Below are 24,401 nucleotides of genomic sequence, written 5' to 3' on the forward strand. Positions count from 1 at the left end.
TTTTAAAGGGTTATGCGAAATCTTAAGCCGGTAACAATAATATCGTCTTCGGTATTAAGCGCAGGATCAATTAAATACTGAACATTTGGCGTTATTGCCATGTTTTGCGCTAACTGAATACGATAAAACGCTTCAAAGGTGGTTTGTGAGTCATTAGGTGTGCCAAATTCATCCGGTATTTGGCCATGTGACAGCGACATACCGAGTAAGTCTGATCGCTCGGCAAAGTATTTGATAAAACCAACGGTAACATCTCGCTCATACAATTGTGGAACAGCAGCGGAATCAACACTTGAAAAACCTAGTTTTGCAAATACCATCCACTCTAGCTCCCAAGTATAGTTTGCCCCGATAACAATACCTTCTGCGCCATCTTGATAAGTGTTATCTTCGCCGTAGGCTGTTTTCTCATCCATCTGCCAAAGCATTACATGGACATTTTTAAAGTATCGCTCCCCCTTACTTGGCGAATATCCTAGCTCAACTGTTTTATATAACTCATCAAAACCTTCTTCAAATGGGTCATCGGTATCAACCGTACCATTTGCATCATTTATTGCACCATTGATATAGATATTGTCATTAAACCAATGTCCCATGCCTATCCCGTAGCTATTATCAGGCAAAGCTATGGACATAGTTAGTAATGAATCTAAATTTGAAAAAGCAGTCCAAGGAATGGCATAACCTAGTACGTTAAAGTAATCATTTGGATCAAACTTACCCACAACAATCGCAGTATTACCATCATTGAAATATTGCTGATAATTAAAGTCGACTAATACTGTGCCTTTGTCACTAAATAGCATACCCGTTTGACTTAAATAACCGGCATTACCACCAAGCTCTGATGGTGTGGCATCACCTATCTCATGGCGATTATCCACTTTAAAAACTAGTGATCCCGAGTTCATTTCGCCTTTGTTAATAAACTCCCATTTACCATAAAATCGAGCAATTCCAGAAGAAGCGCTATCATGTGCGGCACCGGGGGTTGTATCACTTAAATTTTGATATAAAACGCTATAATCTAAACCAAACTGCAGGCCTGTATCTTCGTAAACTTGATGCTTCCAATCTTTGATATTTTTTACGCCATCATCAATGGCAGGGAGTCTAAATATTGGCAACTTTTCTTTATCATCATCTTCTAATTGATGAGTAGTTTCCGCTGGCCCACCAAAACCTTCATCGGCATCATATTTCTTACCGCCTTCAGCAAAAGCATTCGCAGATAAAAATACACTGGCAGTAAGTCCGGTGCAGACTGCAATTGATAATCGACTTATAAACCAATTGTTTGTATTCATAATAATTCCTTTACCAGTTATTTAAACCAACTAACCAAAGAGTTTTCTACCACTGGAGTAATGTTGAAACTGATCATATATTCGGGACCAAATGCATCAGGTTTTTCCACATAATAATTTAACTCAACACCCAACTTCCAAGGTCTACCGCTTAATATTAAGGTTTTACTTACAGTAAAGTTAACTGGCACAGTCCACTCTTGGCCATCTTCGGCATTCCAGTTATAACTAACAATAGGCGATGTACCATAGCTCCAACCACCACCGGGAAGTAATATCGCAAAAAATTGTGATGAAGTAAGGCTTATGTCGTTATCACCAGCAATGTCCCATTGATGATTAGGGAACACACCAAAAATACTTTCAGCGCTTAATTTACCTAATAACATTTCAGGACCAAACGTTGTGCTCTCACCCATGTTTAGCTCATCTGCCCCCGTAGGTAGTGACATAATAAAACCATAAGCAGTTAAGTTACCTGCCTCAGATTTAGGGGCATAGGCTAAATCAAACGAAATATCACCAAGACCTGACTCATCACTCCAACTATCCCCACCTTGATATATGGGCTGTTGAATAAACATTGGCACAGCAGGCCTAAATAAAATTTTACTGCCATCTTCACGGGGGAAAGGCATACTCGGCTGAAATAAAATCATATTGCGAGTTTGATCATCAGCTTTTGGTAAATCGCCTTCAAAGGTGGTGTATTGAAACTTAAAATTGAGACTTGCTAACGCGGTATTGGGATTAGCCAATTCCTTTGCCGCTTTATCAGCATCACTTTCTTGCGCGAAAGAGCTGGAAGATAAAGCAACAAGTATCATTAAGCTAATAAATGGAGATGCTAAATACTTTTTAATTTGAACAGCCATAGTTTTCCCTGTTGATATTTATATAATGTTTTGTAATTTAAGTGTGGTTTATTTAGTTTAGGCTAATAGCGTAATGCTACTTTTCATCCATCAACAGACGTTCACCCTCTGCTGGTATATTGCCTTTTTTATCTAACATGCCAGTTAATTTAATGTTTAAATATTTAGGTGCTGAGTCGTCAATACTTACCCACATAATATGGTCCATATTTTCACCATCACCAATTGTATGCTCTCCACCTGTGGTAGCTAATTGAATGTAATCCATATTGTTACGTTGCCAGTATTGATAACTATGAACATGACCATTAAACACGGTAAAGTTTTGTTTATTTAAAGCGGATTCTATTTGCTTAAAATTAGTTTCATCTTGGCTTTGCCAAATAGGTTTATGCATTAATAAAAATGTCCAACGAACGTCTTTATTTTGTTTTATAACATCAAGAAAATAATCTCTTTGCTCACGGCTAATTTCTCCATATTTACGCTCTGGCATTTTCGCGTATTCTGTATCATTAAATTTTTTCGGGTCTTGCTTATAAACCTCAATTGCTTGGTTTCTTTTGTTTTTAAAGTTACTAAAAAATTCACTGGTGAAATCTTCAGAATCTAAAATCAAAAAAAGCACGTTTTTATGTTTAAAATGGTAATAACGCGGCCCGACAGTTTTGGTGTACCAATCTCGCATCACCATATTTGAGATATCATGATTACCAACTGTAGGGAAAAATACGATACCCTTTTTGTTTAAATTACGTTTAAATACAGACCATTCCTTGTTAAGCGTGGCGACATCTTCTGTACCACCTTCAATTAAATCACCGATACTTAAAATAAAATCTGGCTGCATTTTATTTATCGCTTCACTGCCAACTTTAAAGACTCCTTTTCTTTCTCCGCCGGTTAAATCTCCAATAACAGCAAAACGAACTAAATCAGCTGATACTTTAGGTTCACCAAACGCTTTAATACCATCATTAGCACTAACTGCTACATGGCAAAAAAATAGGGATAGAAGTGTTAAAGCAAACTTGTTAATCATTAAGGCTCGCCTTTTGAGTTGCAATAAAAATAATTTAATCGCCTTGTTGCTCAATGATGGTCACATTTTCTAATTTATAAACTGCGTGATAATTCATTTCATGATTATCTGCAGACTTTAAATTTTTCTTAACATCATCGGTATTAAGTAAACCGCTAAGAGTAACTTTTTCTTTTGATGGCATGATATTAGACTTACTTAAATCAACGTATATGGTTTGATTTGGCTGGGGAACGTGGTGTTGGTGAGCAACAACAAAGTAAGGAGAATCTTTCACTAAAAATGCGGTTTTTATTGCATTATTTTCAATTTCTATCGGAACTAAATAGCCAGAAACAGTGTGTTTAGTTGAGCTATTAATTATCTCAGGGTTTGTTGCAGTAGCTGCTTGCTCTCTTTTCTGCATCACAATTTTTCGTTGTGACAACAGATAATTAACATTTATATTTTGCGATTGTAACTCTTGCTCTAGCGCGGTTTGTTTTAGCTTTAACTCAGGTAACTTTTTATAGTTTGGGGCTTGGCTCTCAATTAGCGTTATATCTTCAGATAAGGCGACAAAGTATCCTAAATCATCGAGTTGTGGCTGTGTTAGCTGTTTAAAAGGGTCGTTAAATGGCGCTAAATTGGGACGCAATTTTTGCCATGTTTGTTCTGAACTTGTGGCGAAACTTATCTGGGGTATTGCAAGCAATACTAACAATAAAAAACTACCTAAATGGTTATTGCGCATATTTATTACCTATTGGTACTCAAAGCTTAACTAATTTACGGTTTAAACTGCTTTAACTGGTAAACAAAAAAAGCGAACAAGCTATAAAAGCCTTGTCCGCATTATCATTATTTACGATTCATTTTTGTAAATAACGCCTTCTTTCATAATTAACTGAATGGTTTTAATTGGATTTTCTCTTGGCGCAGGTTGTGAATACCACTCTTTATAGCCACCGTTTAATACATGAATATCTTTTAGCGGGTTACCATCAACCAATAAAATATCAGCGGTAGCGCCTACCTCAATAACACCAATAGGGCCTGGAGCAGGGTTTCGAGGGCCAGATAAAGCAAGCATTTCACCAGCAACTGAAGTTAACTGTTTGAGTACTTCAAAGTTACCATCGTAGTTGTTTTTACCACCACTAAACATCACTGTACGCCAGTAAATTTCATAACGACGAGCTCTATTAGCTTCTTCTATTTCACCTACCCAATCAGACTGAAAAGCAACTTTAACGCCGGCATCTAACATAGTACGACCAACGTCTTTATAAGTTTCTTGAAGTACAGCTACCATTGGTAATTTATCGGCTGGCATATTAGGGTTGTTAGCAAGTTCTGGTGATAAAGCCCACATTTGCGGAACAATAAATCCGCCTTCTTTACCTACACGTTGATAAGTTTCAAACGAGGCAAAGAAACCGTGTTCCATGGTTTTCACACCACAATCGAGTGCGCGGTTAATGGCTCTGTCGGTAAAGATATGAGCGCCAACATAGGTGCCCCAATCTTTCGCAGCTTCTACAATGGCACATGTTTCTTCAACTGAATATTGAGTGGTGTCAATTGGGTCATACTTAGATGAACCACCACCACCTGCCATCATTTTTATTTGCGTTGCGCCATGACGTAAGTTTAAGCGTGTTTGCTCGAGCACTTGAGGGACTCCATCTGCAACAGCGCCAAAACCTAACTTTTCCCAAACACCGACATCAGAATCGCCGCCACGAATCGTATACCCCATATCAAAACGACCGCGAAAATCACCATGACCAGAAGTTTGTGAGATAAACGCACCCGATGGGTAAATACGTGGGCCAACTATCTCGCCCTTTTTAATTTGACGCGCCGTAGCAAAAGCAGGCCCGCCCATATCACGAATAGAGGTAAAACCATCCATTAAGAAGTCTTTAGCAACAATGGCTGATTTGATGCCTAAATCGTACGGGTCTTGGTTAGGAATAATGTCTGAGTAGTTTGAGTTGATCATGATATGAACATGGCCATCAATAAGGCCTGGCATTAATGTACGTCCCTTACCATCAATTACTTTAGCGCCTTTTTCAGTGCTAATTGATTTTTTAGAAATTGTTTTAATTAGCTTGTCTTCAACAAGAACATTATGGCCTTCATACAGTTTATTTTCTGTGCCATTAAAAATATTCACATTTTTAAATAGAACTTGCTCTGCCAGTGCATTGGCAGACATACCAACAACAAGGGTCACAGCTAAGGATGTTTTCGTTAAAATGGTTGCTATCTTTTTTGTCTTTAAGTTCATTGCATTGCCTTTAAAAATTTGAAAGTACGGGTAACTTGCTACGTAGATTAATACGTTAACTCTTAACTAAATATAGTTAGCAATTAATAGGTTGCACGCTTAATTTGACAAAAAATGTCATTTGACGACATAAGATGATTTAGTTACCTTAAACTTAACTAAATTATGGAGTTGTTTATGTATCCAAACTTTTATGTAGCCGATGCTATTTACTTAAAATCTATTATTGATGTGCTTGATGATTTAAATGCACCAACAGAGAAGCTTCTAAGCTCAGTTACATTAACCCGATCGCACGTTGCAACAGAGCAAAATTTAATTTTAGAACTGCCTATATGGCAGTTAATGGAAAATAGTGCAAAACACGTTACCAGAGATGAATTTGGTTTATTAGTTGGAGAGTTATTTGCCGATAAATACTATAAACAACTAATGCCTGAATTGTTTGGCCAAGATAACTTAGAGCAGGCAATCAATTTGTTTTTTCAATTTGTAAAACAACAATCTAATTGCCCTAACTTTTGGCTAAAAGAAGATGGAGATAACTATTGGCTATGCCGAATAGGCACTCCAGGAATAATTAATGGCGAAGAGCAAATAGAACAATTAGTGGTCTCTATGCTACTGACATTTTTACAGCATTATTTAGGCAAGGATTGGCAGCCAAATGCAATTAAGTTTAAGTCGGTTAAAAGCAGTAATAAAGTCTACTTAAACAAATTCCCTGCAACGCAATGCTCTTTCGCTAATGAATGCACGGCTATTGCTATAGATAAACAGCATTTTAAATTTAACAACAAATTACCGTTACAAGCCATTGAGCAGCAACCAATTAGCCGTGACCCTAAATTACTAATTACTCGCTTATTAGCTGAGAATTATTTTGGCAACAATGCTGACGCTAATAAGATTGCTAAAATGCTAAATATTAATTTAAGAAAATTACAAAGAATTCTAAGTGAGCAAAAATCTAATCTAAAAGAGCTTATTGATGACGATAAAAAGCATAAAGCACAACGTTTATTAGCAACAAGCCAATTATCAATTACTGAGATTTGCCAAGAACTTGGCTATAAAGATAAGGGCAATTTTAATCGGGCTTTTAAGCGTTGGTTTAATACCACACCGTTAAAATACCGCAAAGTTCGACAAAGTTAATGTTAGTGTTATCAATACAAATAAAAAGCCCCGCTAACAGTTAATCAGCGGGGCTAAAAACTTAAACCTGAACGGTTGCCTTAAATACTACGCTTTTTCACTACAATACTATTTTTCCAGTGTTGTTGTTTAAGATAAAATTTGTTGTCAGTTTTAAAAGTTAAAGTTACAGGTTGCTCTTTATCAAATTTTTTATTTGTAACCGTTGGTAGTTCATAATTATTACCATCAGATAAAGTTATATTTAGTGTTCTTGATTTTGATATTTTAGTTATGGTTAATTGTTGTTTTAAAGGAATTGTTTCTAATTGTAGGTCTTTTATAATTTGCTTTACTGCATCTCTAACAGGTTGCTGTACACCACTAGTTGATGCATGAGTATAAGTGTTTAGAATTATATCACCGGTACTTTCATCACTCAGTTCTAACTTTAAATTTCGAATGTGATCACCCAAATCCCAGTAATGAATATAACTATATTTTAATACATAATTACGCAATTTAGACTCTTGACGAACAACAGTAATCATCCCTGTACTATTAATTGCTTCTTTAATGTTTGTTGCATAAGTTTTAGGCTGTTTAATGTCGTTTTGAACTAACCAACCATGAACTATATTAGGTGAAATTGCAAAATTAATACCTTGGGCTAAAACACCTGTTTTTTGTGCCGTAGCAACAGTCGATGCAGAACTAACAACAACACCTTTTAAAGAAAAGTCTTCTCCTATAACAGGTCCACCAGAATTTCCTGGTTGTATAGGTGCAGATATTTGAATTTGATCCTGTGAACCTTTAAAGCCAGCTAAACTATTTATCAAGCCAGACGTGACGCGAGCTTGGCTACCAAGCATATCTGGCATAGGGTAACCTATTGCAAATATTTGTTCAGCAACATCTGCTTTTCCTATCTTTATTGGCAAAAATCCAGTCGTATCAGCTTTAAGCAGGGCTAAATCAGAATTTTCATCTGTTGCAATCACAGTAGCTGGGATATTTCTATCCACAGTGGCTATATTTATAGTTTCTAAGCCATCTATCACATGAAAATTTGTTATCCAATAACCATCCGCGATAACAAAACCACTGCCACTTCTGCGTGAATTTACTTTATCGACAATTTGCGAAGAAACATTATAGTTTTTAAAGTTAGAGTTGAGAATATTACCTACATTCATAGGGTCGTGACCAACAGCTTCTAATATATTAATGTGAATATTTTCATCACCAATTGCGGTTTTATCTTGTATTGAAGAATTAGAGCTTACGCAACCTTGTAGTGAAGAAATAAACAAAGTTAGCAAAGTGAAAAGTTTGAGTTTTGACATATCCATATTTTCTTTAGAGTTTTTATAGTAATAACTTTACATAAAAATCACACAAATACAACAAATTAGATTTTATTTATGATTTGTTTTTTTATTTTCTTCACCTGTTATATTCGCTTATAAGCAATAGATATCTCAGCTAATATAATTATAAAAAAGCCCCGTTAAATTAGATTTAACGGGGCTTTTTTGATTCGTTTTTAGGGTAAAGCTTATTCAGCAACTGGACGCATGTGTGGGAATAAAATTACGTCTTTAATTGTTGGTGAATCAGTAAATAACATTACTAGACGGTCGATACCAATACCTTCACCAGCTGTTGGTGGTAAACCGTATTCAAGAGCTGTGATGTAATCTTCATCAAAGTGCATTGCTTCATCATCGCCAGCGTCTTTTTCTTCAACTTGCTTTTTAAAGCGTGCTGCTTGATCTTCTGCATCATTAAGCTCAGAGAAACCATTTGCTAATTCACGGCCGCCAACGAAGAACTCGAAACGGTCAGTAATAAATGAGTTTTCATCATTACGACGAGCAAGAGGAGAAACTTCCCAAGGGTACTCAGTAATGAATGTCGGTTGGTCAAGCTTGTGCTCGGCAACTTCTTCAAATATTTCACATAGGTACTTACCTGGACCCCAAACGTTTTTACCTTCTGGCTCTTTAACGCCAACTTGCTTAGCAATTGCTTTAAGCTCGTCAAAACGACCTTCAGGATCTTTAATAACATCCGCATCTAAATGAGGCGCGTGTTTAATCACAGCATCCATCATAGATAAACGCTCGAATGGCTTACCGAAATCGTAGAATTTCTCTTCGATAACTTCACCTTCGCCGTTTTTAACCGTATTACGAATAACAGGGTTGCCCATAACGTTTTCAGCAAGAGTACGTAGCATATCTTCGGTAAGGTTCATTAAGTCGTTGTAATCAGCGTATGCTTGGTAGAATTCAATCATAGTGAATTCTGGATTATGACGAGTTGATAGACCTTCGTTACGGAAGTTACGGTTAATTTCGAATACTTTTTCAAAACCACCAACAACTAAACGTTTCAAGTAAAGCTCAGGAGCAATACGTAAGAACATGTCAATGTCTAATGCATTATGGAATGTTTCAAATGGCTTAGCCGTTGCACCACCAGGGATAACTTGTAGCATTGGCGTTTCAACTTCCATAAAGCCACGCTCGGTTAAGAAGTTACGAATACCACTTACAATTTGCGAACGTACTTGGAAAGTATCACGTGTTTTTTCATTGATGATCAAATCAACGTAACGCTGACGGTACTTCATTTCTTGGTCAGATAAACCGTGGAATTTCTCTGGTAATGGACGTAGAGATTTAGTTAACAATGAATACTCTTCCATATTCACGTATAAATCACCTTTACCTGATTTATGTAAAACACCTTTAACGCCAATAATATCGCCAATATCTAATAAGCCCCAACGAGCTTTAATGTCTTTTTGTACGGTTTTTTCAGCGTATGCTTGAATACGACCAGACATGTCTTGTAATACTAAAAATGGACCACGTTTAGCCATAACACGACCAGCTACAGCATAAGTTACTTGTAACTCTTCAAGCTCTTCTTTGGTTTTTTCACCATGTTCTGCTTGAATATCGGCAGCGTAATGCTCACGATCAAAATCATTCGGGTGGCCATTTGCAGGACAGTTTTCACGAATGTTAGCTAATTTACCGCGACGCTCTGCGATTAATTTGTTTTCGTCTTTTACTTGTTCAGTCATTTTTAGGTTCTCAATATTACGTAATTTGTTTATAAGCCAAATTTTAAACTGGCTTCAATAAATTGGTCTAAACTGCCGTCGAGTACTTGTTGCGTATTACGCGACTCAACCCCAGTTCTTAAATCTTTAATACGGCTATCATCAAGTACGTACGAACGAATTTGACTACCCCAGCCGATATCTGACTTGCCATCTTCTAAGGCTTGTTTATCGTCATTTTGCTTTTGCATTTCAAGCTCATACAATTTCGCTTTAAGTAGCTTCATTGCCGTGGCTCTGTTTTTATGCTGCGAGCGATCAGCCTGACAACTAACCACTGCATTCGTAGGAATATGAGTAATACGAATGGCAGAATCGGTTTTGTTTACGTGTTGTCCACCTGCGCCAGATGCTCTGAAAGTATCAATACGTAAGTCTGCAGGATTGATATCAATCTCAATATCGTCGTCAATCTCTGGGTAAATAAATGCCGAGGCAAATGACGTATGGCGCTTACCACTTGAGTCAAATGGCGATTTACGCACTAAGCGATGAACGCCTGTTTCGGTTCTTAACCAACCGTAAGCGTACTCACCTGAAAACTTGATAGTACAGCCTTTAATACCAGCTACATCACCATCGGCTTCTTCAATTACTTCAACTTTAAAGCCTTTAGCATCGCCCCAACGCAAAAACATACGTTGTAGCATCTGCGCCCAATCTTGCGCTTCGGTGCCGCCAGAGCCAGATTGAATATCAAGATAGCAATTATTGGCATCTTGCGGGCCAGAAAACATACGGCGAAACTCAAGTTTAGCTAATTGTTCTTCTAAAGTTTCAAGCTCAGCGGTTGCATCCGTTAATGTTTCTTCATCGCTCTCTTCAACGGCAAGCTCGATTAAACCTTCGATGTCTTCACAACCGGTATCCATATCATCAATAGTTTTAACTACTAACTCTAATGCTGAACGTTCCTTACCTAACGCTTGCGCTCGTTCTGGTTCGTTCCATACATCTGGAGACTCTAATTCTCGACTTACTTCAACTAAACGTTCTGATTTCTGGTCGTAGTCAAAGGTACCCCCGAAGCACATTGGTGCGTTCGCGAATGTCTTTTATTTGGTTGTGTAGTGGTGCAACTTCAAACATCTATAATATTCAGCTTTAAAACTTAAGAAAAATAGTCGCGCATTGTAACGTATTTACGCATCAGAATATAGATTTAAGGGGGAAGTTTGCTAAAAAGTTTAGTTGATGAGGAAAATTTAGATTATTGCTTAATTAAAGTAAGCAATAATCTACTGGTATATTAGCGTCAATAGATTGAACTTATTGAGGAAGTTTCACTATGCGGGCTGTAAGTAATCGACCAACAATTGCACCGTTTGCTTACCTCTAAATTCATTAATATCAAGCTTATATGCTAAATGTACCCATTCACACTGATGATTTGGCCACTGCTTTATATCAATATTAAAAGCGATGGCATCAACAGCTAAGCCATCTATTTCAACCACCATTTTTAGATGTTTTTCGCCAACAATGCGTTGCTGGATTAAGCGAAAATGATTATCAAAAACTGGCTCAGCAAAGTTTTGTCCCCAAGGACCAGCTTCGCGCAATACACTGGCAAATTCCAGATTAAACGCATCTTTAGATAGTTCGCCATCAGATAAAATTTTACCTTGCAGCATATCAACGCTTAGCCACTTTTGTGCGTACTCATTAAGTAGCGTTTGAAACTGTGCAAAATTAGATTTATCTATAGATAAACCCGCAGCCATCGCATGGCCGCCAAATTTAAGAATAAGACCAGGGTGCTGTGAGTCAATGTGCTCTAATAAATCTCGAATATGCAAACCAGGAATTGAGCGAGCAGAGCCTTTTATTTCAGTATTATCACTGTTTATATCAGTATTGGCACTAGCAAATACTATTGTTGGGCGGTGGAACTTTTCTTTTAAACGCCCAGCAACAATACCAATAACACCTTGATGCCAGTCGTCTTGAAACAGTGCTATCGCAGAAGGTAAATTATCCTCAGTAAATTCTAAGCTTTTAAGTACATTCTCAGCTTCATATTGCATGCCCTGCTCTATTTCACGACGAGCTTTATTTAAATCATCAAGCTCACTTGCCATAACCCTTGCTTGATTTAAATCAGTAGCAAGTAAGCATTGAATACCTAGGCCCATATCATCTAAGCGCCCTGCGGCATTAAGCCTTGGCCCTAAACCAAAACCAAAATCACTAGCCACCATTTTATACTGATTTTTACCTGACACTTCAATTAACGCCTGAATACCAGGGCGAGTTGCTCCGGCTCTTATACGCTTTAAACCTTGCGCTACTAAGATTCGATTATTCTTATCAAAGCTCACCACATCGGCAACCGTACCAAGGGCAACTAAATCGAGTAACTGGGCAATATTAGGCTCACCAATGCCTTGTTGTTCAAACCAATTATTAGCGCGCATAATTTGGCGTAATGCAGCCATTAAATAAAAGGCAACGCCAACGCCAGCTAGCGCTTTACTTGGGAATGTACAACCACGTTGGTTAGGATTTACTATCGCGTCAGCATCAGGCAGTGCTTGACCTGGCAAATGATGGTCGGTCACTATCACCATACAGCCAAGTTCTTTCGCTTTAGCAACTCCGGCAATACAGCTAATACCATTATCAACAGTTACAATAACTTCTGCAGCTTTTGATTTAACCGCCATTTCACTTATTTCAGGTGTTAAGCCATAGCCAAACTCAAATCGATTTGGCACTAAAAAATCATGATTGGTAGAACCTAAAAGGCGTAAACCATCCATCATTAGTGCGGTCGATGTTGCTCCATCGGCATCAAAATCGCCAACTACAATAATGCGTTTATTGTCTTTTATTGCAGTAAATAATAATTGGCAAGCGACATCTAAGCCCATTAACTCATTTGGTTTATGCATTTGATCAGCAGTTTGTTTTAGCTGTTCAGCATTACTTATACCGCGCGAGGCGTAAATAGCTTTTAAGATAGGGTGCAGGCTTTCAGGTAACGAGGATGTATCAGAGGTTTCACGACGTGAAATTTGTTTGTGCATAAAAAAGACTTATCAACTGAGATTAGTTAAAGGTTACCGCAGAACTCAAGTTTAAGAAATATAAAATGCCTATAATCTAGAAGTTAAATGTTCCATGGTGATTTACATAGTTGCATTCCCTGAAATCTTACAAATCTAAAACCGTGACGTATCAGGGATGTACTAATGCCGTGATCATACGGATGTGAAAGAGCGGTCCATGGTGATTTGCATACTTTCGTCCCTGAAAGCAAAAAGGCGCTAACATAGCGCCTTGGTAAAACTTAATAAAGCTTAGCCTGTTTTCTTAGTAGAGTAGCTTTGTAATATTTTTTGCATTTGCTCTGGTGTTTGGTAACCAGGGATCATCATGCCGTCATCTAACATAATTGCTGGAGTACCAGTTACACCAATTTTACGACCAAAATCATATTGTTCGGCAACAGGTGCTGTACAAATTTTTTGTGCAACCTGAGCGCCAGCTTTTGCGTTGGTCATTGCTGTTTGTTGATCGGCACTACACCAAACACTACGCATATCATTGTATGACTGACTTGCTAAACCGCCACGAGGGAAAGCTAAATAACGAACAGTAATACCCATATCGTTATACTCAGCCATTTGATTATGTAATTTACGACAATAGCCACAGGTTAAGTCGGTAAAAACGGTTACTTGGTATTTTTCTTTTTCAGCAGGGAAAACAATCATGTTGTCTTTAAAGGTTTCCATGCCGTTAACGCGCACTTTAGCTAAACTTTCTTCAGTTAAGCTTGATACACCGCCATCAGTAATTTCGTACAGCTTACCTTGAATCAAGAAAGAGCCATCAGCATTGGTGTAAAACAAGCCTTGGCTTGTAAAAACTTCAAATAAGTTATCCATTTTTGATGGGTTTATCGACTCAGCTTGTAAGCCAAGTTTAGCAAAGTTAGCTTTAATCTTTGCATCTGTATCATTAGCCGCTTGGCTAGGCGCAGTTATCAACAACAAGGATGCTGTAACAATCGCAACTATATTCTTAAACATGTTTTAATTCCTTTACTTCATTTCGGAAAATTTATCGTACGCTTACTTCATAGGACCGATAATTTGGGCGTAAAATTACTTTTAATTTGCTTTAATTACAAGAAAAACTCAGTAAAGATTTTTATTAATCTTAATTTACAGTCAATTAATCTAATATTTAACTAACATTATAGCCCATAACATGCGCTTTTTAGTACTTAAAAACTTTAGTTTATGTGCTTAAATCTGCTAGAATCGCCGCAAATTTAAGATCGGAAATGTTCATCAACATGAAAATTGCATTATTTTATGGCTCAACAACTTGTTATACCGAAATGGCAGCTGAAAAAATTCAAGCTTGCATGGGCGTAGAAACGGTTGAAATCTTTAATATTAAAGATGTGCCTTTAAGTGATTGTTTAGCTTATGACGTTATCATATTTGGTATTTCCACTTGGGACTTTGGCGAATTACAAGAAGACTGGGAATCAAGTTGGGATGATATTACCGAGTTAGATCTTAATGGCAAAATTATCGGTCTATTCGGTTTAGGAGACCAACAAGGTTACGGCCAATGGTTTCAGGATGCTTTAGGCATGTTACACGATCATATTCTACCGCAAGGTGCTAGCGTAATAGGCTACTGGCCAAATGAAGGTTATGAGTTTGAAGCATCAAAAGCATTAACTGAAGATGGCGATTATTTTGTTGGCTTATCGCTTGATGACGAAACTCAGTACGATTTAACTGACCAACGTATAAATCAGTGGTGTGAACAACTACTTGAAGAAATTAATGACATCGCTAACGCTTAACGTTACAAAAATGTAAAAAAGCGTAATAAGCATAAACTTGTATAGGAAATATACAGTTATGCCACTATAATATGCACAAAATGCCATCAGCTTGAATGACAGCATTAATATAAACAACTCTATAAAAACACTCTAAGGTAAAATCTATTCATGTTTACACAGTTTGATCTTGATGATGAACTCGTTGCTGGTACTGCAAAAGCTGGCTTCAAAAAGCCGACTTCAATCCAAAACTTAGTTATACCTGAAGCTATGGCTGGTAAAGATGTTTTAGCATCAGCACCAACAGGTACAGGTAAAACAGCAGCTTTTATACTTCCTTGTGCCCAACATTTATTAGATTACCCAAGAACTGAACCTGGATTTCCAAGAGTTTTAATACTTGCTCCTACGCGAGAATTAGCGACGCAAATTTATCAACAAGCGCAGTTATTAACTGAGTACACCGATATTAAAATTGGTTTAATTACCGGCGGTGTAAACTACGGTTCGCATAAAGAAATACTGACAGAAACAACTGATATGTTAATTGCTACTCCAGGGCGATTAATGGATTACATCGAAACTGAACAATTTGATGCTCGTGATATTGAGTTACTTGTATTAGATGAAGCAGATCGCATGCTAGATATGGGCTTTTCAGAAATTATCAGCCGTATCGTTGGTGAAGCAAGGTGGAGAAAACAAACGTTATTATTCTCTGCAACACTTGCCGGTGCTGGCATTATTCGCTTCTCCAAAGATATTTTAAATGAACCGGTATTTTTAGAATCAGACCCTTCTCGTAAAGAGAAAGCTAAGACCCATCAATGGTTACACTTAGCAGATAACCTAGATCATAAAGTAAAACTATTAGTCGATATATTAAAGCAAGAAGATGTTAAACGAGCGGTTGTTTTTGCTAACAAGCGTGAAACAGTACAATCTCTTGCCGGTTTATTGCAAAGCGAAGACTTAAGAAATGCTTGGCTTGAAGGCGAAATGCCACAAGACAAACGCAACAAAGCAGTAGATCGCGTTAAAAACGGTAATGTAAATATCCTTGTTGCTACCGATGTTGCAGCTCGTGGTTTAGATATAGATGATATAACGCATGTAATTAACTTTGACATGCCTCACAAAGCTGATATCTATGTGCACCGTATTGGTCGTACCGGCCGAGCAGGTAAAAAAGGCACTGCAATCTCATTAGTCGAAGCACATGAGATGCTGTTCTTAGCTAAAATTGAGCGCTATATTGACGAAAAACTAGCACGTCGTGTTATTGAAGGGTTACGTCCTCAACATAAAGAAGCACGTGTCCCTGTTAAGCGCAACAAAACCAAAGTAAAGAAAAATGCGGGTCTAACCAAACGAGCTCGAGTTGCTAAAAAAGCAGCTAAAGCAAAGAAAGCTAGAAAGAAGCAAGCTAAAAAAAGTAGCTAAATTAAATTGTGATTGATAAAAACCTTAAGCTTAGCTTAAGGTTTTTTTTTGCCCCTAAAATGTTAACACTTAGTTAAAAACACATATTTTGTTATTAAAAGGTAAGTTTATCCTTTCATTTATGTAGTAAAACAGTAGACTGCGCTTAAAGACAACTATTAAAGCGACAGGGTATTTATGTTACGAAATTTTATTTTAACACTTTTAATCGTGCTACCAATTTCAGCATCGGCAGCCGATTCAGTAAAACAGCTATTCAAAAAAGTAAACAATGGCGTAGTTGAATTACACGTTACCTCTATTGCTTCTCCAAAACCGGGACAAGTGAGCTACAAAGAAACAACTCAAAACTCATTGGGCTCTGGTGCTCTTATTAATAAAACAGGTCGTATTTTAACTGCAGCACACGTAGTTGGTAAGGCGACAAACATTAAAGTTATTTTTAACGACGGTAGTACAACTAGTGGTCATGTAGTTTGGGTTGATACGTTAATTGATTTGGCGATGATCCAAGCAAGAAAGGTTCCTAGTAGTATCGAGCCTCTTAAGCTTGCAGATAAAGGCGGCTATACCATTGGTGAACAAGTTATTGCCATTGGCGCACCTTATGGGGTAAGTCATAGCTTATCAGTAGGTTACTTAAGTGGTATTCGAGACCGTGATGAAATTCCAGGTACTAGTATCAAACCTCGCTTACTACAAACCGATGCATCAATTAACCAGGGTAATTCTGGCGGCCCATTATTCAACCTTGACGGTGATATCATTGGTATTGTTAGTCATATTTTATCTAAATCTGGTGGCAGCAATGGCCTAGGTTTTGTTGTTTCTGTTGATACGGTTCGTGAAGTTATGGATTCATCGCCAGGTAATTTTAGCGGTTTTATCCCGCATTTATTACGCCCTAATGAAGCGAAGGCGATTAATAACCAATACGGGCACGGCATGTTAGTACAACATGTGATCCCTGGTACCTTAGCACACAAACTTGGTTTTCAAGGCGGTTACTTAAATGTCATTATTGGCCGCACTCCGGTATTACTTGGTGGTGACATTGTGGTTAAAGTTGACGGCGTTGCATTAAAGGACTTAGCCAGTGCAATGAAGATCAGACAACGTTTATCTGAAGTAAACAAAGGTGAAAAGATTGTCTTTGAATACTTGCGTAATGGCGAAGAAAAAGAAGTAACTTGGTTAGTCGATTAATTTAACTTTATAAATTTTCGCGATTAAAAAAGGGCCTAGATGATTATATCTAGGCCCTTTTATTTTGCGTTAAAAAGTACTCTCTAACCTAATAAACCTTTCAGCTTTTTCTTTAGCTTATCTTCGAGTTCGTCTTTTTTACTATCAGCTAATTTAGATTTTAAAAGTTTATTCAATGCTTTATCGGTATCTGTTAATAAGCTTTCTATATCAGCTAACTCAGCAGCCTCGCTATCGTTAATTTTAAGCGCTTTAGCAACTTTTTGATTTAAGCCCGACTGTAGCTTATTTTGAAAGTCAGTTAATTTTTTCTGTAACTGCTTATTAATTGCACGGCCAATAATATTATCTAAATCCGATTTAACTTTGTAATCAGGAGAATTAATATCACCACTAACTTCGACATCTAAATTGAATTTATTGACTTCATTAATTGCACTCACTAGCGAACGGCCAATAGAGGAATCTGATGAGCCAGTGAACTTTGTTTGAGCAACATTAACATCATTAATGCTACTGATATTTTGCCCGGCGAAGCTAAATTGACCAACACCGGTTATATCAGCAGAATCTAAAGTTAAGGCTAAATTTTTATTATCCCTAAGTTTCACATCTGTAACAGGCACATGGCTAAATAACCAGTCACCTTTTACATCAACATCGCTTTTACTTTTAAACACTTGAGATGTTAATTTAGCATCGCCTCCTTTTAATAATTGCTTAGTAGTGATGTTAATTAACGTCGGCTTATTACGGTGCCAGTGCTCACTGGTTAGCTCAATAATATTAATATCAAAGTTACCTTGAGCTAAGTTTACTTGTAAGTGAGCTTTTTTCACTAACCAAGGTGGCAATGGATTTTCATCAATAAAATGAATAAAGCGTCCATGCGCTAAGCTTTGTTCTACTGCTTGTTTTTGTTGCTGCTTTTGCTCTTTAGAGTCATCTAAATAAGGTTTTACCTTTTGATAAATGTCTGACGCCGTTTGATAGTATCCTCGGGCACTTTCACCAAATAAAATATGAGCAAAATCTGCATTGTCTACTTTGTCTAATTGATATTTAGACTCAAGTTGTTGCCAATCAGCATCTGGAGCATTTTTAACCTCTTTAACCGCTTTAGCTAAAATAGTTTTACTCGCTTTTAGCTGTTGTTTCGATTGCTTGATCAAGGCTTTATCTTGCTTAAACTGCTTTTTAAGACTATCGAGTTCTTGTTGTAAGCGAGTAACATCACTCACCGACTTTATCTTCGTTTTAGTTAATTTTTTAACTCGTGCTTCGTAGTCTTTTAACCTAGCTTTATTCGGTATTTTTTGTTGCAGAGCTTTTAATTTTTGCTTTTCTTGTTTATAGCTCTGCTCTAGTTGCTTAGATGCTTTAACTGTAAGCAAATTACTGTCATCTAAGATGTCTTTTACATCAGGTAATTGGTCTTCAATTGCCGGCATTTTCTGCTCAATGGATTGCGCACTAGCTTTTACGATAGAAGTATCAGCATCGCGGTAGACTTCGCCTGCAGATGAGCGCTCTGTATCAAATGCTAAACCAACTATTTCTAGCTCTTCAATAAGCACTCGTCCAAACATATATTGCCAAATATCAACGCCGGCACTCGCCTGTTCAAATTCAACAAAGTTATTACTTGGTTTTTTATTGTCTGTTGCTTGTAAATTGTTAACCTTGACAACTAATGGCGACCATTGAATATCAACATCACCAACATTAACTTCTGCACCGTTATACCAGCCTGCGCCTTCTTCTATTGATATTTTCACCAGTGTTGGGGCAAGTACTAGCAGCACAGCTAAAACAGCAGCAACAGTTAATATAAACCCGGCAATCCCCTGCCAACGGAAAAACTTAGCCATTATATGCTCCCTGTGCCAGTGATACTTTGATAAACCTGATAAAACTTAGAGCCTTTGAGCCATTGCACTACTTTAAATTTTTCAATAAAGGTTTTTAAATGATGACGATAGCGTTCAACTAACAACCTGCTGATAAATACCATTGGGATAAATAACACCAATGAGCTAACTAACGAGCCTAAGGTTAAGGTGTTATGAAAATGTGCTGATTTCATCAGATTTGACTGATATAAACTTTGCCAAAGGCTATTAAGCTCAATATTGGTGAGTAAGCCCTCCCCAATACTAGAGAAAATTGGAGCAAGTCCAAGTGACAATAAACTAAAACCGGCAATAGCCACAAAAAATGCGCTTAAATTTATGCGTAGGATAAAAGCAATAAACAGCACCACAAGGTTATGTAAACTCAAAGTTGGGCTTAAGCCAACTATCATGCCTAGAGCAATCGCTAAGGCTATCTGCCTTGATGAGCTTTCTGAGTTTAAAGCTTTAAATAGTTTTGCTAATAGAGTCAGCAATTTCTTCTCCTTAAGTGACTAGCCCCATAGAGGAGCATTAACTTACCTTATTAGTTTAGTCTAGATAGCAGTAGGATAAAAATTAGGCTATAGATACAGGTAACTATAGCCAAATTTATTAAACGATTTTACGAGTAAACACAGGCACTGCATCAGTTGATAAATCAGCGTTATAACCATAACCGTCTAAATCAAATTCTTTAAGTTGTTCAATGTTATTTATTTGATTTTGAATAATGTAACGCGCCATTAGTCCACGAGCTTTTTTAGCGAAAAAGCTAATCATTTTATATTGACCATTTTTCCAATCTTTAAAAGCCGGAGTTATAACCGTAGCATTTAACGCTTTAGGTTTAACAGATTTGAAATACTCGGTAGAAGCAAGGTTAATTAATACTTCATCACCTTGTTGCGCTAGCGCTGCATTAATATTATCGGTTATCGCTTGTCCCCAAAATTGATAAAGGTTTTTACCTCTATCATTGTCAAGTTTAGTGCCCATTTCAAGACGATAAGCTTGCATTAAATCAAGTGGTTTTAATACGCCATATAAGCCAGATAAGATTCTTAAATGCTTTTGGGCAAAGTCAAAGTCTTTATTGCTAAAAGAGTATGCGTCCATACCGATATAAACATCACCATTAAAAGCTAAAATAGCTTGGCGTGAATTTTCGGGTGTAAAAGGTAATGACCACTCACCGAATCTAGCAGCATTCAAACCAGCTAACTTATCACTAATACCCATGAGTGATGAAAGATCAGCAGGGGTTAATTTAACACAACGCTGCATTAGCTCTTCGCTGTGTTCTAGTAACTCAGGTTGGCTATATTCGGTAGTTGGTAGTGATGATTCATAATCAAGATTTTTTGCAGGAGAAATAACTAATAACATAATAAATATCAGAGTAAAAATTGAAATTAATAAAACTATATCACGATAAAAGTAAAAATTAACGGCTTGATTTTAACATAGCTAATTAAAGTAAGTTTTAAGCTCAGAATGACGATAAGTCTCATTAAAGTGGTATATTTACTCTAAATTGACATTTAGCTCTTGCGTAATCCCGTAATTTTGTTACAAATAGCTATCAATATCAGTTAATTTAAAAAATTAGTTGGCTAATAAAGAAAGTAACTTTCAATTTTTTACTAATTTTCCCAATACGGTGACCCTATGAGCAACCAATTATCACAATTAAAAGCAATGACAACTGTTGTTGCTGATACTGGCGACGTTGACGCGATAGCTAAATACACGCCTTATGATGCAACCACTAACCCATCATTATTATTAAAAGCGGCTGAGCTAGAAAAATATCAAGCGCTTATCCATAAGTCTGTTGAATGGGCAAAACAACAATCAAGTTCAAAATCACAGCAAGTAGTTGATGCTGGTGATAAATTGTCAGTATTAATTGGCGCTGAAATCCTTAAAGTGATCCCTGGCAGAATTTCTACTGAAGTTGATTCAAGATTATCTTTTGATATCGAAGCTACCATTGCTAAAGCAGAAAAGTTAATCGCCTTGTATGCTGATGAAGGGATCAGCAAAGATCGTATTTTGATCAAGATGGCTTCAACTTGGGAAGGCATTAAAGCTGCTGAAGAGTTAGAGAAAAAAGGCATTAATTGTAACTTAACTTTATTATTTAGTTTTGCTCAAGCACAAGCTTGTGCTGAAGCAGGTGTATTCTTAATATCTCCATTTGTTGGTCGTATCTTAGATTGGTATAAAAAGAGTACCGGTAAAGAGAGCTATGCAAGTGCTGAAGATCCAGGTGTTGTTTCTGTAACAAATATTTATAACTACTATAAGAAATTTGATTATAAAACGATTGTTATGGGCGCAAGCTTCCGTAACACTGGCGAAATTTTAGAACTTGCCGGTTGTGATCGCTTAACCATAAGCCCGCAACTACTACAAGAACTTGAGAGCAGCAATGAACCAGTAGTGCAAAAACTTAAAGCACAAGCAAGTGAAGCTGTTCGCCCGGTAGCGTTAACTGAGCAAAATTTCCGCTGGAATATGAATGAAGATGCAATGGCAACAGAAAAATTAGCTGAAGGTATTCGAGGTTTCACTGTTGACCAAATTAAATTAGAAGAAAAATTAGCCTCTCTGCTTTAATTTTATCCAACTTTAAACTTACAACTGCACAAAAAGTCGCCAAGCGCGACTTTTTTGTTAGCTATTTGTAAATTAAGTGTTTTATTTTTTTATTTACTATGGTATTAAAATGGAGACGTTGTAAATAGAAGGAGTTTAACTATGGATCCAATTGATGGCTTAATGGAGATTATAGAAGGTAAGTCGAAGGCCAAAACTAAGCAAAAACAAAAATGGCGTGAGATTGAACAGCTGAAAGAAAAACTAGAACTAGAAAAAGAAATAGAATTCTACAATGGTTCAGTAGAACATCTTTTAGAAGAGTATTAGTCAAAACTAAAATTATAAAACTAAAATATCTTAACAACGCAAAAAACTCGTATTTTACGAGTTTTTTTTTGGATTGAACTTTATCAAAAATAAAAACTCAAATAATAGTCAAACAATAAAATTGAGTGTACACATGTTCATTTTTAAAAAATCAAACATTATTTTATAAAAATATAGCAAGCGAGCAAAAGCTTAAAAACCTCTCAAACCACAATAACTGAAACACATAAACAACTGATATAAATAGGTTATACATGTAAGTTTAGTTGTTACTTTTCATTCTTAGCTTTTATATTTAATTTCAGTGTACACTTGTAAACAAATTTACCATTGCAATATAATCATTCACTGGTCATACTAGTCTTAACTGGTTAAATAACCTTCGCTTTAGGATATAAATTAATATTATGTCAGCTTTCGTTTCTACACAGCCTTCAATAATGGCATATTCACCAATTGAAGAGTCGATCAACGCTATTACTCACTTAGTGGGGGCAATGCTTGGTGTCGCCGCTCTAGTATTAATGATCCAGGTCGCTTCTGATGCTTTTGCTTTAACCAGTGCTATTGTTTATGGCAGCAGCATGATTGCGCTGTTTTTAGCTTCAACCCTTTACCATAGTATTGGTGGTAGCAAACTAAAACCTATTTTAAAACAGTTTGACCACTGTGCGATTTATTTACTAATTGCCGGGACGTATACTCCCTTTATGTTAATCAGCTTAAAAGGCGCTTGGGGTTATTCAATTTTATCAGTCGTTTGGGCTTTAGCTGTATTTGGCATATTCTTCAAATTAAAATTCAAACAACGCTTCCCTAAAATATCACTAGCAACATACCTTCTAATGGGCTGGTTAATTGTTATTGCGATGCCGCAAATGTTAGATAATGTGCCTGCGGGTGGCATTAATTTATTAGCCGCTGGCGGTTTAGCATATAGCATTGGCGCTATTTTCTACGCAATTAAAAAAATTCCATACAATCATGCTATTTGGCACGTATTCGTACTTGGCGGTGGCATATGTCACTTCTTAGCGGTGTACATTTACGTAATGTAGTCGTTGTACCAAATTCATTAATTAAATTGTTATTAAAAGCGAGCCATTGGTTCGCTTTACTTTTATTAGCTTAATAAACTATTTCCCCCTATCTATACCTACTCTTGTCGTAATAGCCCAAGCTTGATGTTACAATGCCGCAAAAATTATTAATGATAATAACGATACTCAAAGCAGGGCTTCCTAATGCAATACGCTGATATTACCGGTTGGGGTAAGTACACTCCTCCAGCAATCTTAACTAACGATGATTTAGCTACGGTTATCGACACTTCTGATGAATGGATTACATCAAGAACTGGCATAAAGGAACGCCGCATATCACATATTAATACTGCCCAAATGTCGACATTAGCAGCAAAACAAGCTTTAGCTCGTGCGGGCGTTGATGCAGCAGATATTGATTTAATTATAGTAGCAACTTGTACTCCTGATACGTTGGTACCAAATACGGCTTCACGAGTACAACAGTTATTAGGTTCAAATGACGCAGTTTGTTTTGATATCTCTGCAGCTTGTACTGGCTTTATATATGCTTTACAAAATGCAACGGCACAAATCAGAACGGGAATGGCGAGCAAGGCTCTAGTGATTGGTGCTGAACGTATGAGTTGGTTCTTGAACTGGAACAACCGTGATACAGCTGTACTATTTGGTGATGGTGCAGGAGCTATGGTTCTAGAAGCTAGTGATGTTGAATGTGGTTTACTTAATGCCAAACTTGGCTGTAATTCAAACTCTCGTGATATCCTAAAAATCAGTAACTTTGGTACTGACATGGACAGATATGAAAACCCACCAAAAGGTTTAAAAATTGACTTTGCCGGTCCTGAAATATTTAAACATGCGGTTCGCGGTATGGGCGCAGCAACAGAAAACGTACTTACGCAAGCAGGTCTTAAAGTTTCTGATGTTGACTTATTAGTACCTCACCAAGCTAACGTTCGAATTATTGAAACCCTACAAAAGCAGTTGAAATTAACTGACGAGCAAGTGATGGTTAATATTAATAAATACGGTAATACTTCTGCAGCAACAGTTGCCATTGCCTTTTGTGAAGCAGTAGAACAAGGCCGTGTTAAACCCGGCGCAAACATAATATCTGCAGCATTTGGCGCAGGTCTTACTTGGGGTGCTACGTACATAAAATGGGGTGAGCGTGTGACGCCAATTAATGACTATGTACAAACCGAAACCGAGTGTTCACAAACAGCGTTAGAGCTTTTAGATATAGCGATTAAAGGTTGTCAAAACGAAGCTTAATCTTAGTAAAA

At 37.0% G+C, this 24,401-nt stretch carries 21 protein-coding genes; 8 read left to right on the forward strand and 13 right to left on the reverse strand.

The genetic code is table 11. The features are described from left to right. Window positions 1-2: 2 nt before the first annotated feature. The 5 genes from FNN08_RS12505 to FNN08_RS12525 form a co-directional block, all read right to left on the reverse strand. Window positions 3-1,310 (reverse strand): carbohydrate porin, encoded by a 1,308-nt coding sequence (locus FNN08_RS12505; protein WP_143586279.1) that lies wholly within the window; start codon window positions 1,308-1,310, stop codon window positions 3-5. A 17-nt stretch (window positions 1,311-1,327) separates the two neighbouring features. Continuing rightward, window positions 1,328-2,185, reverse strand: a complete 858-nt coding sequence (locus FNN08_RS12510; RefSeq protein WP_143586281.1) for a transporter — start codon at window positions 2,183-2,185, stop codon at window positions 1,328-1,330. 76 nt (window positions 2,186-2,261) lie between these two features. Further along, on the reverse strand, window positions 2,262-3,227 hold the full coding sequence (locus tag FNN08_RS12515; RefSeq protein ID WP_143586282.1) for a metallophosphoesterase family protein: 966 nt from the start codon (window positions 3,225-3,227) through the stop codon (window positions 2,262-2,264). Between the two features lie 34 nt (window positions 3,228-3,261). Beyond that, window positions 3,262-3,960 carry a DUF3299 domain-containing protein gene (locus FNN08_RS12520; RefSeq protein ID WP_143586284.1) on the reverse strand — a complete coding sequence of 233 codons (699 nt, stop codon included), beginning with the start codon at window positions 3,958-3,960 and terminating at the stop codon, window positions 3,262-3,264. 111 nt (window positions 3,961-4,071) lie between these two features. Continuing rightward, window positions 4,072-5,505 carry a metal-dependent hydrolase family protein gene (locus FNN08_RS12525; RefSeq protein WP_221931798.1) on the reverse strand — a complete coding sequence of 478 codons (1,434 nt, stop codon included), beginning with the start codon at window positions 5,503-5,505 and terminating at the stop codon, window positions 4,072-4,074. 177 nt (window positions 5,506-5,682) lie between these two features. Here FNN08_RS12525 and FNN08_RS12530 point away from each other — a divergent pair, with 177 nt between their 5' ends. Next, the gene (locus tag FNN08_RS12530) at window positions 5,683-6,663 is read left to right on the forward strand and encodes a helix-turn-helix domain-containing protein (RefSeq protein WP_185962659.1); all 981 of its coding nucleotides are present in this window, start codon (window positions 5,683-5,685) and stop codon (window positions 6,661-6,663) included. An 80-nt stretch (window positions 6,664-6,743) separates the two neighbouring features. Here the strand turns inward: FNN08_RS12530 and FNN08_RS12535 are convergent, their stop codons facing one another. The 5 genes from FNN08_RS12535 to dsbC form a co-directional block, all read right to left on the reverse strand. Further along, complete coding sequence (locus FNN08_RS12535; protein WP_185962660.1) at window positions 6,744-7,991, reverse strand: S1C family serine protease; 1,248 nt, start codon at window positions 7,989-7,991, stop codon at window positions 6,744-6,746. A 212-nt stretch (window positions 7,992-8,203) separates the two neighbouring features. Continuing rightward, window positions 8,204-9,742, reverse strand: a complete 1,539-nt coding sequence (gene lysS, locus FNN08_RS12540; RefSeq protein WP_143586290.1) for a lysine--tRNA ligase — start codon at window positions 9,740-9,742, stop codon at window positions 8,204-8,206. A gap of 29 nt (window positions 9,743-9,771) precedes the next feature. Continuing rightward, window positions 9,772-10,870 (reverse strand): peptide chain release factor 2 gene (gene prfB, locus FNN08_RS12545; protein ID WP_185962661.1). Its coding sequence is split into 2 segments (ribosomal slippage): window positions 9,772-10,794 and window positions 10,796-10,870, totalling 1,098 coding nucleotides; the frame shifts between segments, so codons are not numbered across the junction. Window positions 10,871-11,067: 197 nt separating this feature from the next. After that, window positions 11,068-12,810, reverse strand: coding sequence for a single-stranded-DNA-specific exonuclease RecJ (gene recJ / locus FNN08_RS12550; protein WP_143586293.1), 1,743 nt, complete (start codon window positions 12,808-12,810; stop codon window positions 11,068-11,070). Window positions 12,811-13,083: 273 nt separating this feature from the next. Then, on the reverse strand, window positions 13,084-13,818 hold the full coding sequence (dsbC, locus tag FNN08_RS12555; RefSeq protein WP_143586295.1) for a bifunctional protein-disulfide isomerase/oxidoreductase DsbC: 735 nt from the start codon (window positions 13,816-13,818) through the stop codon (window positions 13,084-13,086). Window positions 13,819-14,087: 269 nt separating this feature from the next. Between dsbC and fldB the strand changes: the two genes are divergently transcribed. From fldB to FNN08_RS12570, 3 genes are all read left to right on the forward strand, one after another. Beyond that, window positions 14,088-14,612, forward strand: a complete 525-nt coding sequence (fldB, locus tag FNN08_RS12560; protein ID WP_143586297.1) for a flavodoxin FldB — start codon at window positions 14,088-14,090, stop codon at window positions 14,610-14,612. 150 nt (window positions 14,613-14,762) lie between these two features. Then, window positions 14,763-16,037, forward strand: coding sequence for an ATP-dependent RNA helicase SrmB (gene srmB, locus FNN08_RS12565; protein WP_143586299.1), 1,275 nt, complete (start codon window positions 14,763-14,765; stop codon window positions 16,035-16,037). A 177-nt stretch (window positions 16,038-16,214) separates the two neighbouring features. Next, window positions 16,215-17,243: a S1C family serine protease gene (locus tag FNN08_RS12570; protein WP_143586301.1), complete on the forward strand. Its 1,029-nt coding sequence runs from the start codon at window positions 16,215-16,217 to the stop codon at window positions 17,241-17,243. An 83-nt stretch (window positions 17,244-17,326) separates the two neighbouring features. On the opposite strand, the gene FNN08_RS12575 is transcribed toward FNN08_RS12570, so the two are convergent. From FNN08_RS12575 to yaaA, 3 genes are all read right to left on the reverse strand, one after another. Next, window positions 17,327-19,114 (reverse strand): TIGR03545 family protein, encoded by a 1,788-nt coding sequence (locus FNN08_RS12575; RefSeq protein WP_143586303.1) that lies wholly within the window; start codon window positions 19,112-19,114, stop codon window positions 17,327-17,329. Next, window positions 19,114-19,632: a TIGR03546 family protein gene (locus FNN08_RS12580; RefSeq protein WP_143586305.1), complete on the reverse strand. Its 519-nt coding sequence runs from the start codon at window positions 19,630-19,632 to the stop codon at window positions 19,114-19,116. Before FNN08_RS12580 ends, FNN08_RS12575 begins: the two co-directional genes overlap by 1 nt. Before the next feature lie 118 nt (window positions 19,633-19,750). Then, window positions 19,751-20,524, reverse strand: coding sequence for a peroxide stress protein YaaA (gene yaaA, locus FNN08_RS12585; protein ID WP_143586306.1), 774 nt, complete (start codon window positions 20,522-20,524; stop codon window positions 19,751-19,753). A gap of 282 nt (window positions 20,525-20,806) precedes the next feature. Here yaaA and tal point away from each other — a divergent pair, with 282 nt between their 5' ends. From tal to FNN08_RS12605, 4 genes are all read left to right on the forward strand, one after another. Next, entirely contained in the window at window positions 20,807-21,760 is a 954-nt protein-coding gene (gene tal, locus FNN08_RS12590; protein WP_143586308.1) for a transaldolase, read from the forward strand. 141 nt (window positions 21,761-21,901) lie between these two features. Then, window positions 21,902-22,069 carry a DUF3545 family protein gene (locus FNN08_RS12595; protein WP_143586310.1) on the forward strand — a complete coding sequence of 56 codons (168 nt, stop codon included), beginning with the start codon at window positions 21,902-21,904 and terminating at the stop codon, window positions 22,067-22,069. Between the two features lie 407 nt (window positions 22,070-22,476). Continuing rightward, window positions 22,477-23,127, forward strand: a complete 651-nt coding sequence (gene trhA, locus FNN08_RS12600; protein ID WP_143586312.1) for a PAQR family membrane homeostasis protein TrhA — start codon at window positions 22,477-22,479, stop codon at window positions 23,125-23,127. Between the two features lie 186 nt (window positions 23,128-23,313). Beyond that, a complete protein-coding gene (locus FNN08_RS12605) occupies window positions 23,314-24,390 on the forward strand; it encodes a ketoacyl-ACP synthase III (RefSeq protein WP_143586314.1) in 1,077 nt (358 codons plus the stop codon). Window positions 24,391-24,401 lie beyond the last annotated feature (11 nt).

Source organism: Thalassomonas sp. M1454 (assembly GCF_007097525.1).
In the GTDB taxonomy this organism is placed as follows: Bacteria; Pseudomonadota; Gammaproteobacteria; order Enterobacterales; family Alteromonadaceae; genus Thalassotalea_A.